The sequence below is a fragment of the Kitasatospora sp. MBT66 genome, assembly GCF_000710405.2.
GTDB lineage: Bacteria > Actinomycetota > Actinomycetes > Streptomycetales > Streptomycetaceae > Kitasatospora > Kitasatospora purpeofusca.
The window spans coordinates 19382-35142 of record NZ_JAIY01000009.1 but is presented as its reverse complement, the minus strand read 5'-3'; the positions used below and the strand labels follow the sequence as shown (position 1 = coordinate 35142).

The following is a 15761-nucleotide window of genomic DNA, read 5'->3' as shown; positions in this document are numbered from 1 at the left end:
CGCGGCAACCCGGACCGCGGCAACCCGTCGGGCGCACCGGTCCCCCCGGCCGGCTCGGCTCCCCACCGCCGTGCGGCGGGTTCACGCGCTGCGCCGGCGGATCGCGCGGCGTTCGGCTTCCGTCGTCCCGCCCCAGACGCCCTCCACGGCGACGTTCAGCGCCCAGTCCAGGCACTCCCGCGCCACCGGACAGCGGCCGCACACGGCCTTCGCCTCCTCGTTCTGCGCGACGGTCGGGAAGCTGGTGCCGCTCCCGATGGGGAAGAAGAGTTCGGGGTCCGTGCCCCGGCATCCGGCCGACGCACGCCAGTTCATCTCCCGCACGGTGCACTCCGTTCTCGCGGTCTCCTCCTCCATGACTGCGCAGGGGCGGCGTTTGTGACATCGACCGCCGTGCGCGGCAGGAGCGGCCGGGGACCTCGCGGCGGTGCGGCAGCTCGCCGGGCAAGGGCGGCCGGTCCGGCGCCGAACGTCGACCGGCCCCCGGATCGAGCAATCACTCTGTCCTATAAGTCAGTTGACGTATCTTCCGCTTCGGATCCCCCTCGGTCGTTGACGACCGGCCGCCCGGAGGATTGGCTTTCCCGGAAAGCCCGCCACCGGGAGGGAGCCCGGCCGGGCCAACCGAGGGGAAGCCTTGATGACACGTACCAGCCGGACGTCCCGCAACCGATGGCTCGCGGGCGGCGGAGTGCTGGCCGCGGCCGCCGTGATCGCCGCCACCGCCGCCCCGGCCCAGGCCCTGGCCCGGCCGGTGGCGCGCGGTACCGTCCAGATCAGCACCGGGGTGAACGGCACCGCCCCCGACGGGCAGTCGTTCAGCCAGGGCATCAGCGCGGACGGCCGCTACGCCCTGTTCACCTCCTGGGGCACGAACCTGGTCGGGCAGCCCTCGAAGGGCGGACGCGACGCCTATGTGACCGATCTGCGCAACGGGCGCACCGAGCGGGTCAACCTCTCCGACGCGGACGAGCCGCTGAACGGCTTCACCGACTACGTCGCGATCAACGCCAACGGCCGTTACGTCGCCTTCGACAGCGAGGCCGAGGGCGTGGCCCCAGGCGCCCGGGTGACCGGGCGGACCGAGGTGTACCTGCGCGACCGCTGGACCGGGCGCACCGAGCTGATCAGCGGCAGCGCCGCCGGGACCGACACCGACCAGTACCACTCCTCCTACGCGCCCTCGATCAGCGCGGACGGCCGGTACGTGGCGTTCGTGTCCTCCCGGACCGACCTGGACCCGACCGTGGTGGACACCGAGCCCCCGGCCACCGGCGCCGACCCGTCGCTGGCCCGGCCGTACACCTGGAAGTACAACGTCTACCTCACCGACCGGCGGACCCACACCACCCGGCTGATCTCCCGGGACTTCAACGGCAAGCCGGGCGAGAGCCTCTCGGTGCACCCGACGATCAGCGCGGACGGCCGCACCATCGGCTTCTCCTCGCTCTCGGCGCTGCTGCCGGAGGACCAGCCGACCCCGGCACCCGACACCTCCGACGTGGAGGCGACCCCGGGCGCCGCCGAGGCCGCGCGCCGGATCACCCCACCGGGGGCGGCGCAGTCGCTCGCCTCCCACCCGACCTCCGCCGTCTACTACGTCTACGACGTGCCCACCGGGCGGCTGACCCCGGTGAGCACGGGCACCGACGGCGTCGTGGGCAACTCCAGCTTCGCGGCGACGATCAGCCCCGACGGGCGGCGCGCGATCTACACCCTGGCCGAGCCCGGCGGCTCGACCAACGGCCACCGCTACCACACCGTGCTCCACGTCCGGGACCTGCGGACGGGCACCGTGACCAAGGTCAGCGGCGGCCTGCCGGGCACCAGCTCGGTCGGTTCCTCGGACCACGGCTCGATCACCGCCGACAACCGCTGGCTCTACTTCGAGTCCGCCGCCGACAACCTGGTGGCCGGCCCGCAGCACGCGGGCTGGGACGTCTACCGCCAGGACCTGCGCACCGGCCGCACCGAGCGGGTCTCCACCGCGCCCGACGGCTCGCTCGGCAACGGCTCGACGCAGGAGCCCTTCGTGGACGCCGCGGGCCGCACGGTGGTGTTCGGTTCGACCAGCCGCAACCTGGTGGCCGGCACCGACGCTCCGGCGGCCGAGGACTCCCAGGTCTTCACCACGTCCGTCGGGCGCCACCGGGGCGACGGCGACGACCGGGGCGAGAACGCGAACGACTGACGGGCCGGGAGCGCCGTTCAGTACGGGCCCGACCGGCCGCACAGGCCGGTCGGGCCCGTTGCCGTCGGGACAGGAACGAGGGCCGCCCCCGCCCCGCCCCCGCCTCCCGACCCCGACACGCCGACGGGGCGGCGGCCTGCTTTGCGATTAATAATGCCCAGTATTAATCTTGGTCCCATGGCAAGGACGTCGGCGGGCCACGAGACCCGCGAGAGGCTGATCCGGGCGGCGGAGGAACTCTTCGCCACCCGGGGCGTGGAAGCCTCGCTCACCAAGGACATCGTCCGACTGGCCGGACAGAGCAACCCGTCCGCCGTGCAGTACCACTTCGGCTCCCGCGAAGGGCTGCTGGACGCGATCATGGCCGCCCGCCAGGAGCGCACCGAGCGGGCACTCGCGCCCAGGCTCCCCACCCTGGCGGAACAGGACCTCCCCGGACTGCTCGACGCCCTGGTCACCGCCGAGGCCACCGAGCTGCGCACCGAGCAGGGCCGGCACTGCCTGCGGATCTCGGCCCAGATCAGCCACAGCAGCGGTGTCCGCACCCGGACCCCGCACCCCACCCTCGCGGGCGGCGGCTACTGGCGGCTGATCGAGCTGGCCGAGCAGCGGATCTCCGGCCTGCCGGAGCCGATCCGGCTGGAGCGGCTCGACCTCGCCCTCACCCTGGTCGGCGCGGCACTGGCCGACCGGGCGCAGCAGTACCTCACCGGGTCCACCCCCCTGACGGACGAGGAGACCTTCCTCGCCGACCTGGTGACGATGTCCGCCGCCATGCTCTCCGCCCCCACCCCCTCCAGGAGCACGCCATGAACGACCTGACCGGCAAGACCGTCATCATCACCGGCGGCGCCCGCGGCCTCGGCGCCGAGGCGGCGCGGCTCGCCGTCGCCGCCGGCGCCAATGTGGTGATCACCGACGTGCTGGAGGAGGACGGCCTGGCCACCGCCGCCGAACTCGGCGAGCGGGCCCGGTTCGTACGGCACGACGTGACCTCGGAGGAGGACTGGCAGCGCGTGGTGGACCACGCGGTGGCGGAGTTCGGCGCGGTGCACGGCCTGGTCAACAACGCGGGGATCTCCACCGGCACCCTGCTCGTGGACGAGAGCGTGGCGTACTTCCGCAAGGTGCTGGACGTCAATCTGACCGGGGTGTTCATCGGGATGAAGACCGTCGTCCCGGCGATGCGCGCGGCCGGCGGCGGCTCGATCGTCAACATCTCCTCGGCGGCCGGCCTGATGGGCCTCGCCCTGACCGCCGGTTACGGCGCCTCCAAGTGGGGCGTGCGCGGCCTCAGCAAGATCGGCGCGGTCGAGCTGGGCACCGAGCGGATCCGGGTCAACTCGGTGCACCCGGGCATGACCTACACCCCGATGACTGCGGCGGTCGGCATCCAGCCGGGTGAGGGCAACTACCCCAACACCCCGATGGCCCGCGTCGGCGAGGCCCCCGAGATCGCCACCGCCGTGGTGTACCTGCTGTCCGACGACGCCTCCTACGTGACCGGCGCCGAACTCGCGGTGGACGGCGGCTGGACCACCGGGCCGACCGTCAAGTACGTGATGGGGCAGTGAGCCTGGCGCTCCGTCGGGCCGCCTGACCCGACCCTCCCGCGCGCCGCGTCCCGGCCCTGTTCGGGCGGGGCGCGCGGGAGTCCGCCGCCCGCCGGCCTACCGCACCCCGTCGAGCAGGACCGGGAGCTCGCGGTGCCCGTTGGAGATCAGCGACTCGACGGGCCGGAGGTCGGCGTCCGGGGCGAGGGCGAGGTCCGGGAACCGCTCGAAGAGCATCCGCAGCGCGGTCGCCCCCTCCAGCCGGGCCAGCGGGGCGCCGAGGCAGAAGTGCGGGCCGTGGCCGAAGGCCAGGTGCTCCTTGACCGGGCGGGTGACATCGAAGACGGCGCCGTCCTCGCCGTAGCGGGAGGGGTGGCGGCCGGCGGCGGCGTAGGAGGCCAGGATCGGGTCGCCCTTCCGCAGCACCACCCCGCCGGGCAGCTCGATGTCCTCGACGGCGAAGCGCAGCGGCAGATGCGCCACGGGCGCGTCGCGGCGCAGCGCCTCCTCGACCACGTCGCCCCAGCCGACCTTGCCGGCCCGGACCAGGGCGAGCTGCTCCGGGTGGGTGAGCAGTGCGGCGATGGCGTTGTCGATCAGGTTGACGGTGGTCTCGTAGCCGGCCGAGACGACGAGCAGCAGGGTGTCGCGCAGCTCCTCCTCGGTCAGCGCCGAGGCGCCGGCGGTCACCGCTGTCCCGCTGTCCCGCTCCGCCCCGCTGTCCCCCTCGGCCGCATCCTCCCCGTCGCCGGTGTCGCGGGCGGCGATCAGCAGCGAGGTCATGTCGTCGGCGGGCTCGCGGCGCTTGGTGGCGATCAGCTCGTCCAGCATGCCGTAGAAGGCCGTCAGGTTGGCGACGGCCTCCTCGGTGGTGCGGGTGGTGTCGAAGACCCGGTCGACGGTGGTGCGGAAGCTGTCCGTGAGAGCGTCCGGGAGTCCCAGCAGCCGGGCGACGACCTGGATCGGCAGCCGGTAGGCGAGGTGTTCGCGCAGGTCGACGGGGGTGCCGGGCGGCGTCGCGGCCAGGTCGTCCAGCAGGGCGCCGGTCAGCTGCTCGACCTGCCCGGTCATGGCGGTGATCCGGCGGACCGAGAACGCGGTACCGACCAGCCGGCGCAGCCGCCGGTGCTCCGCGCCGTGGGCGGTGAACATGTTGCGGGCGGCCACCCAGATCGCCAGCGGCCAGGTGGGGACGACCTCGGCGAAGTCCGGCCAGTGCTGGAGGCCGTCCTTGGACACCCGGGGGTCCTTGAGCAGTTCCTCCAGCAGCGCCGGGTCGGCCACCGCCCAGGCCCGCACCCCCAGCAGGTCGACGGGCGTCGCCGGCCCGCGCTCGAACAGCTCGGCGGTCTCGGCATCGCGATTGCGACCGGTCGGGTCCAGCACGAGTCGTTCCACGGGGGCTCCTTCGGTCGGGTGACGGAGGCACGCGGCGATCGGGCCGCCACGCACGGGGACGAGCATGCCGCCGCGCGCCGGTCACGTCGAGAGGGCCTGTGCGGCACGGACGGTGACGGTGCATCAGATCCACAGGATCCCCGGCGGCGAAAATCGGGTGGCGGCCGACAACCCCGGCTGTTAGCCTGCTGGGACTGTTGATCTTTTCTGTGATCTTTCCCCTGATCACGTCCTCAAGGAGACCGGACATGGTGGTGGACGACGACATCTCCGGGTGATTACCCGGAGCCGACAGGCCGCTCGCCGGTGCATCGAAGCACCGCTGCCGCGGCCCGGCTGTCGTCCCCTCCTCCCCTTTGTCCGGCCCCCGGGCGGGTGTATCCTCCCCCGCCCTGTCACTCCACGAGGTCACCACCATGTCCGGCGCTTCCGTCGTCTGCACCAACCTGTCCTTCTCCTGGCCCGACGACACCCCCGTCGTCCAGGACCTCTCCTTCGCCGTCGGCCCCGGCCGGACCGGCCTGGTCGCCCCCAACGGCAGCGGCAAGAGCACCCTGCTCCGGCTCCTCGCCGGTGAACTGCGGCCCTCCGCCGGGTCGGTGACCGTCGACGGCGTCCTCGGCCACCTCCCGCAGACCCTCCCGCTCACGGCCGGCCTCACCGTCGCCGAGGTCCTGGGCGTCGCCGAGGTGATCCGGGCCATCGACGCGGTGGAGTCCGGGGACGTCGACGAGCGGCACTTCACCACCATCGGCGACGACTGGGACATCGAGGAGCGCACCCGCGACCGGCTCGACCGCCTCGGCCTGGGCCACCTCGCCCTCGACCGCGACCTCGGCACCCTCAGCGGCGGCCAGATCGTCTCGCTGGGCCTGGCCGGCCAGCTGCTGCGGCGCCCCGACGTGCTCCTGCTCGACGAGCCCACCAACAACCTCGACCGCGACGCCCGGCACCGGCTCTACGACGCGCTGGACGACTTCCACGGCTGCCTGCTGCTGGTCAGCCACGACCGCGAACTGCTCGACCGGACGGACCGGATCGCCGAACTCGACCGGGGCGGGCTGCACTTCTTCGGCGGCAACTTCACCGCGTACGAGGAGGCCGTCCGGGCCGAGCAGGAGGCCGCGGAGCGCACCGTCCGCAGCGCCGAGCAGGACCTGAAGCGGGAGAAGCGGGAGCTGCAGCAGGCCCGTGAGCGGGCCGAGCGCCGGCAGAGCAACGCCGCCCGCAACCTGAAGAACGCCGGGCTGCCCAAGATCTTCGCCGGCACCATGAAGCGCGGCGCCCAGGAATCCGCCGGACGGTCCGGCCAGGTGCACGCCGGCCGGGTCGGCGAGGCCAAGGCACGCCTCGACGAGGCCGGGCGGGCGCTGCGCGAGGAGCAGCGGATCGTGGTGGAGCTGCCGGACACCCAGGTGCCCGCCGGACGCACCCTGTTCCTCGGCGAGCGGCTGCGGGTCCGGCTCGGCGGGCGGGAGCTGTTCGCCGAGCCCGGTGTCGACCTGACCGTCCGGGGCCCGGAGCGGATCGCGCTGACCGGGTCCAACGGCTCGGGCAAGAGCACCCTGCTGCGGCTGCTCGACGGGAGCCTGACCCCGGACGGCGGCACGGTCCGGCGGGCCGAGGGCCGGATCGCCCGGCTGTCCCAGCGGCTGGACCTGCTCGATCCGGACCGCACCGTCGCCGAGAACTTCGCCGCGTTCGCCCCGGAGCGCCCGGAGGCCGAGCGGATGAACCTGCTGGCCCGCTTCCTCTTCCGGGGCCCCGGCGCCCAGCTGCCGGTCGGGCTGCTGTCCGGCGGCGAGCGGCTGCGCGCCACCCTCGCGTGCGTCCTGTGCGCGGACCCGGCACCGCACCTGCTGCTCCTGGACGAGCCGACGAACAACCTCGACCTGGTGAGCGTCGGCCGGCTGGAGAGTGCCCTGACCGCCTACCGGGGCGCGTTCGTGGTGGTCAGCCACGACGAGCGGTTCCTGGAGCGGATCGGGGTGACCCGCCGGCTGCACCTGTCCGACGGCGGACTGCGGGAGGCGGCGGTGCCCACCGCGTCCTGACCCGCCCGTCGGTGGTCGTTCCGTCGGCGGTACCGGGACGACCACCGCCGACGGGGCGACTACCGGCGAGTACGGCGTGCTCCGCGCGGCGGCCCGGGGACGCTGCTCCGGATCAATGCGCAACCGCGCCGAAGACCGGGAGCCGCTCATGCCGCCGTCCGATCCGCAGCCCGACCCGCGGTCCACGCCGTCGTCCGGCCGCCGCGGCCCCTCGGCGGCCGCCGCGCCACCGGCCAAGCGCTCGGGGCTGCGGCGGCTCGGCGAGTGGTGCGCCCGCCACTCGGTGCTGGTCATCGTGCTGTGGATCGTGGCGCTGGCCGCCGTCCAGACGGCGAACAAGACGGTCGGCGGCGACTACTCGGACGACTTCTCGCTGCCCGGCTCCCAGGCGCAGCAGGGTCAGCAGGTCCTCCAGGCGCACGTCCCGGCCGCCGCCGGCACCAGCTCCCAGGTGGTGCTGCACGACGCCCAGGCCCTGACCGGCTTCGCCCCGCAGGTGTCCCAAGTGGTCGACTCGCTGTCGCAGCTGCCGCACGTGCTGGGCGCGCAGAGCCCGCTGCCGCCGGCCGGGCAGCCCGCCCCGCCCGGCGGGCCGCTGGCCGCGGACGGTCTGACCGGCTACATCACGGTCCGCTTCGACACCAACCCGACCCTGCTCGACCCGAGCTACCTGGACGGTGTGGACGCGGCGGTGGCCCCGCTGCGGGAGGCCGGCGTCCAGGTCGAGTACGGCGGCCCGCTGGGCGAGCTGGCGCAGCCCGAACCCGACGACCGCCTCAGCGAGGTGATCGGCTTCGCGGTGGCGATCGTCGTGCTGCTGATCGGCTTCCGCAGCGCCGTCGCGGCCGGGCTGCCACTGGTGACGGCGCTGTTCGCGGCCGTGGTGGGCCTGGGTGTGCTGGGGCTGATCGCGGCGCTGTCCACCTTCGCGACCGTCGCGCCCACCCTGGCCACCATGATCGGCATCGGGGTCGGCATCGACTACGCGCTCTTCCTGCTCACCCGCCATCGACAGAACCTGATGGACGGGGTCGATCCGGTGTCCTCGGCCGGACAGGCGGTGGCCACCAGCGGCCGGGCGGTGCTGGTCTCGGGCTGCACCGTGATCATCGCGCTGTCCGGGCTGTCGGTGTCGGGCATCTCCTTCATGGCCAAGCTCGGAATCGCCGCCGCGGTCACCGTGGTGTCGGCGGTCCTCGGCGCGCTCACCCTGCTGCCGGCGCTGATGGGGCTGATCGGCCGCCGGATGGACCGGATCACCGTCGGCCGCCCGATCGCCGAGAGCAACGGAGAGGACGGGGCCGAGACCGGCGTCTGGCACCGCTACGCCCGCCGGGTCGAGGGGCGCCCCTGGTGGTACCTGATCGCCGGCGTGGTCGCGCTGGGGATCCTGGCGATCCCGCTGTTCTCCATCCAGCTCGGCCACATCGGGGACGGCGCCGACTCCAGCGACTTCACCGACCGGCGCGCCTACGACCTGATGTCCGAGGCCTTCGGCCCCGGCTCGAACGGCCCGCTGACCCTCGTGGTCGACCAGAGCGCCGTGCCCGCCGAGAACCGGCCGGGCGTCCAGAGCGCCGTGCAGCAGTCCCTCACCGGCCTGCCAGGCGCGGCGAGCGTCGGCCCGCTGCAGCTCAGCCCGGACGGCCTGGTCCTGTTCAACACCGTCGTCCCCACCACCTCGCCGCAGGACCAGGCCACCACCGACCTGGTCAACCGCCTGTCGGACACCGTGCTGCCGGACTCGGTCGCCGGCACCGGCGCGGAGACCTACGTCACCGGCAACACCGCCGCCCAGGTGGACTTCCTGGACATCGTGTCGAGCCGGCTGATCCTGATCATCGCGGTGGTGGTCGGACTCGCCTTCCTGATCATCCTCGCCGTCTTCCGCGGCCTGCTGGTCGCCGTCAAGGCCGCCGTGCTCAACCTGCTGTCGATCGCCGCCTCCTACGGGGTCCTGGTGGCGGTCTTCCAGTGGGGCTGGGGCGGCCCGGCGCTCGGGGTGAACGGCACGGTCCCGATCGAGAGCTACGTACCGATGATGATGTTCGCGATCGTCTTCGGCCTCAGCATGGACTACGAGATCTTCCTGCTCTCCCGGGTGCACGAGGCCTGGCTGCGCACCGGCCGCAGCCAGGACGCCGTCGCGCACGCCCTGGAGATCACCGCCCGGGTGATCTCCTGCGCCGCGCTGATCATGGTGAGCGTCTTCGCCGCCTTCATCGTCAGCGACAACATCGTGATCAAGATGATGGGCCTCGGCCTGGCGGTCAGCGTCCTGGTGGACGCCACCATCGTCCGCCTGCTGCTCGTCCCGGCGGTGATGACCCTGCTCGGCGCCTCCGCCTGGTGGACCCCCCGCTTCCTCGACCGGATCCTGCCCCACATCGACGCCGAGGGCGAGAGCGAGCAGGTCTAGGTCCTCCCTTTCGGATCACGTCCCCCGAGTGCCGTCCCCCGGCCCGGTCCCCCACCGGCGGGGGACCGGGCCGGGTGCCACGTCGGTCACGGCGACGCGGGGCAGGGCGTGCGGGTGGTTCTCGACCAGGTACCCGATCAGGTGCTCGCGCAGCTGGCAGCGCAGCTCGAAGGCGTCCTCGGCGTTCGCGGCGGTGGCGAGCGCCCGGACCACGATGGTGGTGGGCGTGGTGTCGACCACCTGAAGGGCGCTGCCCTCGCCGTCCCACAGCCGGTGCCCGGACAGGAAGGCGTCGAACTCCTCCCGCAGCTTCCCGACCGGCGCGTGGTGGTCGAGGTGGAGCAGCGCCGTGCCGGTGATCCGGCTGGTCCGGCGGGACCAGTTCTCGAACGGACGGCCCACGAAGTACGACATCGGCATGACGATCCGCCGCTGGTCCCAGGTCGCGATCACCACCGCCGTCAGCGTGATCTCCTCCACCGTCCCCCACTCGCCCGCCACCACGACCACGTCGCCGATCCGGGCCAGGTCCCCGAACGCCATCTGGACACCGGCGAAGACATTGCCCAGCGTGCTCTGGGCCGCCACCCCCGCCACCAGACCGACCAGTCCGGCGGAGGCGAGCAGACTCGTCCCGACCCCGCGCACCGCCGGGAAGGTCATCAGGATCGCGCCCAGCGTCGCCAGCGCCACCACGGCCTGGCAGATCCGGCCCAGCAGATCGGCCTGGGTCCGCGCCCGACCGGCCCACGCCGGGTCCCGGCGGTGCACGGCGATCCGCACCGTGCCGTTCACCAGCAGCACCACCACCCGGGCCCCCAGCCAGCCGCCGGCCGCGATCGCCAGGATCACCACCAGGTGCCGCAGCGCGTCCCGGGCGGCGGGCGGCGCGTCGATCCACGGCAGCGCGCCGAGCAGCAGCAGACACGCCGTCAGCGCCAGCAACGGCCGCCGGCACCGCGCCAGCACCCGCGGCACGCCCGTCACCCCGCCGTCGGCGGTGACCCGCCGCACCACGGCCCGCTCGGCCCGGTCCAGGCCGTACGCGAGCAGCACCGCCGCCAGGGCCGCCACCGCCAGTCTTACCGGACTCCACCCCATGTCCCGCTCTCCGTCCGCTCGCGCCGCCGGGCACCCCGCCCGGTCCGCCGCCTCGCCTTTCCCACCCGGGCCGGGCCACACCTCCCCACGGACAGGTGGCATGGATCCGCCGGACCGGGGCACCCGAGCGGTACACAGCACCGGCACCAACGACCGAAGGGAGAAGGACACATGAGCGAGGGCGTCAACCTCTGGCAGTTCCGCGACACCTCCGGCCACACCGCCGGCACCGACCTCATCGGATTCCACGTGGAGGCCGTGGACGGCTCGGTCGGCAAGGTGGACCGCCTCTCCGAGGCGATGGGTTCGCAGTACCTGGTCGTCGACACCGGCCCCTGGATCTTCGGCCGCCTCGTACTGCTCCCCGCCGGCACGGTCATGCGGATCGAGATCGGCGAGCAGAAGGTCTACATCGACCGCACCAAGGACGACATCAAGCACAGCCCCACCCTGGGCGTCGAGGACACCGACCGCGGCCCGGACTTCCAGGACCGCTACGCGCTCTACTACAGCCCGTTCTACGGCGGCCGCCGCTTCTGACCGGCCCGGAGGGCGAACGCCCGAGGGCCGTAGGGACCGTGCAGCGGCCCCTGACCTGCACGAAGGTCAGGGGCCGCTATCACGGCTCCGATGTTTCGGCGCAGCTCAAGGGCTTGACCGACCATCCGGGGTCCGTAGAAGGTCAGCAGGTTCCCGGAGGTCAGCCGTCATGGCAACCACAGGTCTCGTCCGCGGCACGGGCAGCTTCTTCAAGGAGTGCGAGCACCCCGAGTCCCGCTGGAGCAGGTGCCCGCACGAATACCGGATCAGGTACCGCAACGCCTCGGGGCAGCAGTCGGAGGAGTCGGGCTTCACCACCCAGGAGTCGGCGAAGACCCGGCTCGCCGATGCCACGCAGAGCAGCACGGTCTTCCGCGGGAAGCCGCCCGGGACAGCGCGGCACCATGGCGGACGTGGTGACAGCGGATCCATCCGCTCCCACAAGTCGTCAGGCACAAGATCATCCGACAGGTGCAGCGCTCTGCCGCGCAGACCTGTCAACTGCCGGCCCCTGAGCAGAACTCATTTCGAAATGATCAGTCACACGCGGGATACCGTAACGATCCACAACCGTCAGCCCCCACGACAGGACGACTTCTCGGTCAGTGACGGACCTTCAGGAGGAGTTCGGCAGCTTCTGTGCGGGCGTACAGGACTGTGCGGCCGGTGCGGTGGCGGGCGGTGAGGCCGGCCTCGCGCAGCGCGGTGAGGTGGTGCGACACGTTGGCCGCAGACAGGTCCAGCCGGGCGGCGAGTTCGGCGGTGGAGGCGGGGCTGTCCAGCTCGGCCAGCAACCGGGCACGGGTGCGGCCGATCACCCGGGCCAGGCCGTCCGGGACGGCGGCGCCGGAGTTCTCCCAGAGCGTGGCCACCCCGCGCGGCGGATAGAGCAGGCCGGGTTGCCAGGGCGGGTTCTGCTGCGAGTAGACACCCGGCCAGGCGAAGACGGTGGGGGCCAGCACCAGGCCGCGTTCACCGTCCAACCGCCGCTGCACGTCCACCCGGTGGCCGATCCTCAGCGTGTCGCGCTCCCAGCTCACCTGCGGATGCAGGTCGGCGAAGAGCGCGGCCGGGCCGCCGGTCGACATCTGGCGGGCCCGGCGCAGGATCTCGCCCTCGGTGAGGCGCTGGATGCGCGGCCAGTGCGGGGCGATCGCGGCCGCCCAGTACGCCAGGACCTCGCCCGCCAGGCGGGCCAGTCCGGCCTCCGGATCGCCGTACAGCTCGGCGACCAGGGGCGGCAGTTCACCGGTGAGCCGGGAGAGGTCGCGGCGCACCGCGGCCGGATCGGTGGCGGCCAGCGCGGCCACCGCCTGTTCGATGGTGGGCGAGGTGTCGACCGGGACCGGGGTGAGGAAGTCCGGCACGTACACCGTGGGCAGCCGGACCAGTTGGGAGAGCAGCGACCAGTCGACGCCGGCCAGCCGCTGCCCGGCCTGCCGCACCCAGGGCAGGTGGACAGCGTGTCGGCCCGGCTCCTTCAGCACCTCGACGCTGGTGGCGACCTCGGAGAGCGGCGAGCAGGCGAACCTGGTCCTGGCGAGGTCCTGGGCGGAGAACTCCCAGACGAGCACGGCGGGCTCCCGGTGGGTTCAGGTAGCTGAGGATTCGACCAGGATCGAATCCGTTTCCGCCGATGATCATGCCAGTAATGCTCGTGCCATGACCACCGCAACACTCTCCCCGCTCCGCGACCGCCTCGGCCTGCCGACCACCACCGGCCGCAACCGCCTGGTCGGCGCCCACCTCATCGACAGCCTCGGCACCGGACTGGTCCTCGCCTTCACCCTGGTCTACTTCGCCCGCAGTACGGGCCTTGGAATCGCCGCGATCGGCGCTGCCGTCACCACCGCGCGGCTGCTCGCCCTGCCCACCGCGATCGGCGTCGGCCCGCTGATCGACCGGTACGGCGCCCGGGTGGTGGCGGCCGGCGGCAACGCCCTGTCCGCGGTCGCGTTCGGCGGCTACCTGCTCGCCGGGCAGCTCTGGCAGATCGTGCTGGTCTGCCTGCTCGCCCAGATCGGCCACGTCGCGTACTGGACCTCCAGCACCGGCCTGGTGGTGCTCGCCGCCGCCTCGGGAGAGCGGACCCGCTGGTTCGCACTGGTGCAGACGCTGCGCAACACCGGGATGGGCCTGGGCGGCGCGCTGGGCGCCCTCCTCGTGGGCGACGGCGGCACCGGCGGACTGCGGCTGCTGGTGGTGCTCAACGCGGCCAGCTACGTGGTCGCGACGGCACTGCTCGCCACCTGGCGGCCGGGGGCTGCCCCCGCTGCCGACGCTCCTGCTGCTGCCGAGCCTGCCGCGGCACCCGGCGGCTACCTGACGGTGCTGCGCGACCGCCGGTACCTGCTGCTGGTGGCGGTCAACCTCACCTTCGTCTTCGGCTCGATGATCCTCAGCATGCTGCTCGCCGTCTACGTCACCGAGGGCCTGCACCGCGAAGCCTGGCTGGCGGGCACGCTGCTGGTGCTCAACGGGCTGCAGGTGGTACTCACCGGCAGCGTGGTGGCCGGGCGGCTGGAGCGGTTCCGCGCAACCCGGGTGATCGCCGCCGCCTCGCTCGTCAACGCCCTGGCCTTCGCGCTCTTCGCCGCCGTCGCCGCCACCCCCGGCTGGGCTGTCGTCACCGGGCTATACGCCGCGATGTTCGTCTACAACCTCGCCGAGACCATGGCCACCCCGTTCCGCGAGGAGCTCAGCGTCGCCTTCGCCGACCCGGCACTGCGCGGCCGCTACCTCGCCGTCTACCAGCTCTCCTGGAACCTCGGCCAGGCGGTCGCCCCCGGCCTGCTCACCCTGCTGCTCAGCCGCGGCCCCGCCCTGCCCTGGCTCTTCCTGCTGCTGCTCTCGCTGCTGGCGGTGCCCGGCCTGCTCAAGCTGGAGCGGATGCGCTGACGGACTGTCTACTTGGTCGGGTACCCGGGTCACGGCAACGTGACCCGGCTACCCGACTTAGATGGGGCCCGTCCTGGCGGTCATGCTGCGTCGGTGGGTACGGACGAGATGTCGACAACTAGGTAGCCCGAATCGGTTCCTGCGACGAGCAGACCTTGGTACTCCACGAGTGCGTCGACATGTTCCGGCAGGGGCAGTTTGTGTGCGGTTCTCGTGCGCGGGTTCCAGATCCGCACGGCCCTGTCACTGTAGGCGGTGGCGAGGCGGGGGGGTGCCGTCGAGTGCGACGAAGGCTGCCACCGCCTTGACGGCACTGGTGTGGCCGGCGAGTTGGAGGTGGGGCTCCCGGCGGCGGACGATGCCTGCGGTGAGGGTGGGGGACCAGGTCTGTGAGCTGCGGGTGAGTGCTTCGGCAGGGGGCGGTGTGCCTTGGATGTAGGTGGTGCCGAGCCGACGCCACCACCGGCGTTGGCCGAGGCTGTCGAAGCCCGGCAGGTCGGTGCCGGTCTCGTGGACGTGGCTGTGGAAGAGGACGGTCCCAGCGATCGCGGGCGGCTGGTCGCCCGGAGCGAGGTCCGGGTGGAGTGTGTTGGTGGTGATGCTGGTGAGGTCGAGGTTGTCGAGGACGTCGGTGTGGTCGGCGAGCGTACCGAGGGCTCCGGCGGTATGACCGAGGCGGGCATGGGCGGTGAGGTAGTGACGGGTGTAGGGGCTGAGGTCCTCCGGCCGCAGGTTGGCCCCACCCTCCGATGCCCGGGTTTCGAGGGTGTGCCGGGCGTGTTCGGTGAGGGCCCTCGTGATGGCGGCGTGGGCGGTGGGGGCGTCGGGGGAGGTGGTGAAGTGTTCGGTGAAGGTGCGGTGCGCGAGGCGGTAGACGCTCTGGCCGTGTTCGTGGTCGAGGGCGAGGTAGGGCGCGACGTCGCGGACCAACCCGGCGATCCCTGCGTGGATGTCGCTCACCCCGGCGGAGGTGAGCCCGTCGGCGGCACAGGCCCAGACGGCGTCCTGATCGGGCAGGCAGCGGCCCTGGGCGAGGCCGAGGGCGCACAGCAGCGGGGTGTAGCGGGCGTCGGTGCGGTGCAGGCGGTTGAGGGCGTGGGTGAAGAGTTCGCGGTGGGTGCGGCCGATCAGCGGGGTGGGGTCGGCCAGGAGGGCAGGGGCGGCGAGGAGTTCGTGGGCGGCGAGGCGGGCGTAGAGGAAGTGCTGTGGTTCGGCGCCGTCGCGGGAGTGGTCGGTGACCGGGCGGTGCACGGCGTCGGCGATGGTGGTGTCGTCGGCGTGAAGGGTGCCGCGGCGTTTGGCGGTGTTGCGACGGCCCGAGCCGCCGGTGCACATCGACGACCGGGACCCATCGAAACATCCTGATGGCGCAGACCAAACATGACACGGGGCCACCCCGGACCGGGCCAAGGAACTGCGGCAGGCCCTCGCCTTCGCACCCCGGACAACGAGCCGGCCGCCGTACCCACCCGCCAGATCCACGGTGATCTCGCGCGCTCATCAAGGCGCCGTGCATCGCCTCTGTCACAACGATGCAGGTTTTCGAATCAGCAACATGACCGTGGTGCAGTCCGAACACCGCGAAGCCGGCTCGGTCAAGCGGTGGC

12 protein-coding genes are annotated in these 15761 nt (G+C 72.7%); 7 read left to right on the top strand and 5 right to left on the bottom strand.

The genetic code is table 11. The features are described 5' to 3' along the window. Nucleotides 1-81 precede the first annotated feature (81 nt). On the bottom strand, nucleotides 82-315 hold the full coding sequence (locus BI06_RS24305) for a WhiB family transcriptional regulator (RefSeq protein WP_030395412.1): 234 nt from the start codon (nucleotides 313-315) through the stop codon (nucleotides 82-84). A gap of 325 nt (nucleotides 316-640) precedes the next feature. Here BI06_RS24305 and BI06_RS24300 point away from each other — a divergent pair, with 325 nt between their 5' ends. The 3 genes from BI06_RS24300 to BI06_RS24290 all read left to right on the top strand — a co-directional run bounded on the left by BI06_RS24300 (nucleotide 641) and on the right by BI06_RS24290 (nucleotide 3765). Next, nucleotides 641-2191: a PD40 domain-containing protein gene (locus tag BI06_RS24300; protein WP_082558653.1), complete on the top strand. Its 1551-nt coding sequence runs from the start codon at nucleotides 641-643 to the stop codon at nucleotides 2189-2191. Between the two features lie 177 nt (nucleotides 2192-2368). Beyond that, nucleotides 2369-3004: a TetR/AcrR family transcriptional regulator gene (locus BI06_RS24295; RefSeq protein ID WP_030395414.1), complete on the top strand. Its 636-nt coding sequence runs from the start codon at nucleotides 2369-2371 to the stop codon at nucleotides 3002-3004. Next, the gene (locus tag BI06_RS24290; protein WP_043471621.1) at nucleotides 3001-3765 is read left to right on the top strand and encodes a glucose 1-dehydrogenase; all 765 of its coding nucleotides are present in this window, start codon (nucleotides 3001-3003) and stop codon (nucleotides 3763-3765) included. The genes BI06_RS24295 and BI06_RS24290 overlap by 4 nt, the downstream gene beginning before the upstream one ends. Nucleotides 3766-3861: 96 nt before the next feature. Here BI06_RS24290 and BI06_RS24285 read toward each other — a convergent pair whose 3' ends face one another. Next, the gene (locus BI06_RS24285) at nucleotides 3862-5142 is read right to left on the bottom strand and encodes a cytochrome P450 (RefSeq protein ID WP_043471619.1); all 1281 of its coding nucleotides are present in this window, start codon (nucleotides 5140-5142) and stop codon (nucleotides 3862-3864) included. A gap of 416 nt (nucleotides 5143-5558) precedes the next feature. Between BI06_RS24285 and BI06_RS24280 the strand changes: the two genes are divergently transcribed. After that, entirely contained in the window at nucleotides 5559-7196 is a 1638-nt protein-coding gene (locus BI06_RS24280; protein WP_043471617.1) for an ABC-F family ATP-binding cassette domain-containing protein, read from the top strand. A gap of 148 nt (nucleotides 7197-7344) precedes the next feature. After that, nucleotides 7345-9615: an MMPL family transporter gene (locus BI06_RS24275; RefSeq protein ID WP_043471699.1), complete on the top strand. Its 2271-nt coding sequence runs from the start codon at nucleotides 7345-7347 to the stop codon at nucleotides 9613-9615. A gap of 15 nt (nucleotides 9616-9630) precedes the next feature. Here BI06_RS24275 and BI06_RS24270 read toward each other — a convergent pair whose 3' ends face one another. Next, nucleotides 9631-10716: a mechanosensitive ion channel family protein gene (locus BI06_RS24270; protein WP_082558651.1), complete on the bottom strand. Its 1086-nt coding sequence runs from the start codon at nucleotides 10714-10716 to the stop codon at nucleotides 9631-9633. Nucleotides 10717-10887: 171 nt separating this feature from the next. On the opposite strand from BI06_RS24270, the gene BI06_RS24265 reads away from it, so the two are divergent. Next, nucleotides 10888-11256, top strand: a complete 369-nt coding sequence (locus BI06_RS24265) for a PRC-barrel domain-containing protein (RefSeq protein ID WP_037780822.1) — start codon at nucleotides 10888-10890, stop codon at nucleotides 11254-11256. Between the two features lie 602 nt (nucleotides 11257-11858). Here the strand turns inward: BI06_RS24265 and BI06_RS24260 are convergent. Then, entirely contained in the window at nucleotides 11859-12830 is a 972-nt protein-coding gene (locus BI06_RS24260) for a DUF5937 family protein (RefSeq protein WP_043471615.1), read from the bottom strand. An 88-nt stretch (nucleotides 12831-12918) separates the two neighbouring features. On the opposite strand from BI06_RS24260, the gene BI06_RS24255 reads away from it, so the two are divergent. Further along, nucleotides 12919-14154 (top strand): MFS transporter, encoded by a 1236-nt coding sequence (locus BI06_RS24255; protein ID WP_030395423.1) that lies wholly within the window; start codon nucleotides 12919-12921, stop codon nucleotides 14152-14154. Between the two features lie 243 nt (nucleotides 14155-14397). On the opposite strand, the gene BI06_RS24250 is transcribed toward BI06_RS24255, so the two are convergent. Continuing rightward, on the bottom strand, nucleotides 14398-15489 hold the full coding sequence (locus BI06_RS24250; protein ID WP_043471613.1) for a hypothetical protein: 1092 nt from the start codon (nucleotides 15487-15489) through the stop codon (nucleotides 14398-14400). Nucleotides 15490-15761: the final 272 nt, after the last annotated feature.

What these genes read in the sequence shown, in the direction of transcription:
- BI06_RS24305 (WP_030395412.1), bottom strand. Translation starts at nt 315, where the DNA reads ATGAACTGGCGTGCGTCGGCCGGATGCCGGGGCACGGACCCCGAACTC.
- BI06_RS24300 (WP_082558653.1), top strand. Translation starts at nt 641, where the DNA reads ATGACACGTACCAGCCGGACGTCCCGCAACCGATGGCTCGCGGGCGGC.
- BI06_RS24295 (WP_030395414.1), top strand. Translation starts at nt 2,369, where the DNA reads ATGGCAAGGACGTCGGCGGGCCACGAGACCCGCGAGAGGCTGATCCGG.
- BI06_RS24290 (WP_043471621.1), top strand. Translation starts at nt 3,001, where the DNA reads ATGAACGACCTGACCGGCAAGACCGTCATCATCACCGGCGGCGCCCGC.
- BI06_RS24280 (WP_043471617.1), top strand. Translation starts at nt 5,559, where the DNA reads ATGTCCGGCGCTTCCGTCGTCTGCACCAACCTGTCCTTCTCCTGGCCC.
- BI06_RS24275 (WP_043471699.1), top strand. Translation starts at nt 7,345, where the DNA reads ATGCCGCCGTCCGATCCGCAGCCCGACCCGCGGTCCACGCCGTCGTCC.
- BI06_RS24270 (WP_082558651.1), bottom strand. Translation starts at nt 10,716, where the DNA reads ATGGGGTGGAGTCCGGTAAGACTGGCGGTGGCGGCCCTGGCGGCGGTG.
- BI06_RS24265 (WP_037780822.1), top strand. Translation starts at nt 10,888, where the DNA reads ATGAGCGAGGGCGTCAACCTCTGGCAGTTCCGCGACACCTCCGGCCAC.
- BI06_RS24255 (WP_030395423.1), top strand. Translation starts at nt 12,919, where the DNA reads ATGACCACCGCAACACTCTCCCCGCTCCGCGACCGCCTCGGCCTGCCG.
- BI06_RS24250 (WP_043471613.1), bottom strand. Translation starts at nt 15,489, where the DNA reads ATGTGCACCGGCGGCTCGGGCCGTCGCAACACCGCCAAACGCCGCGGC.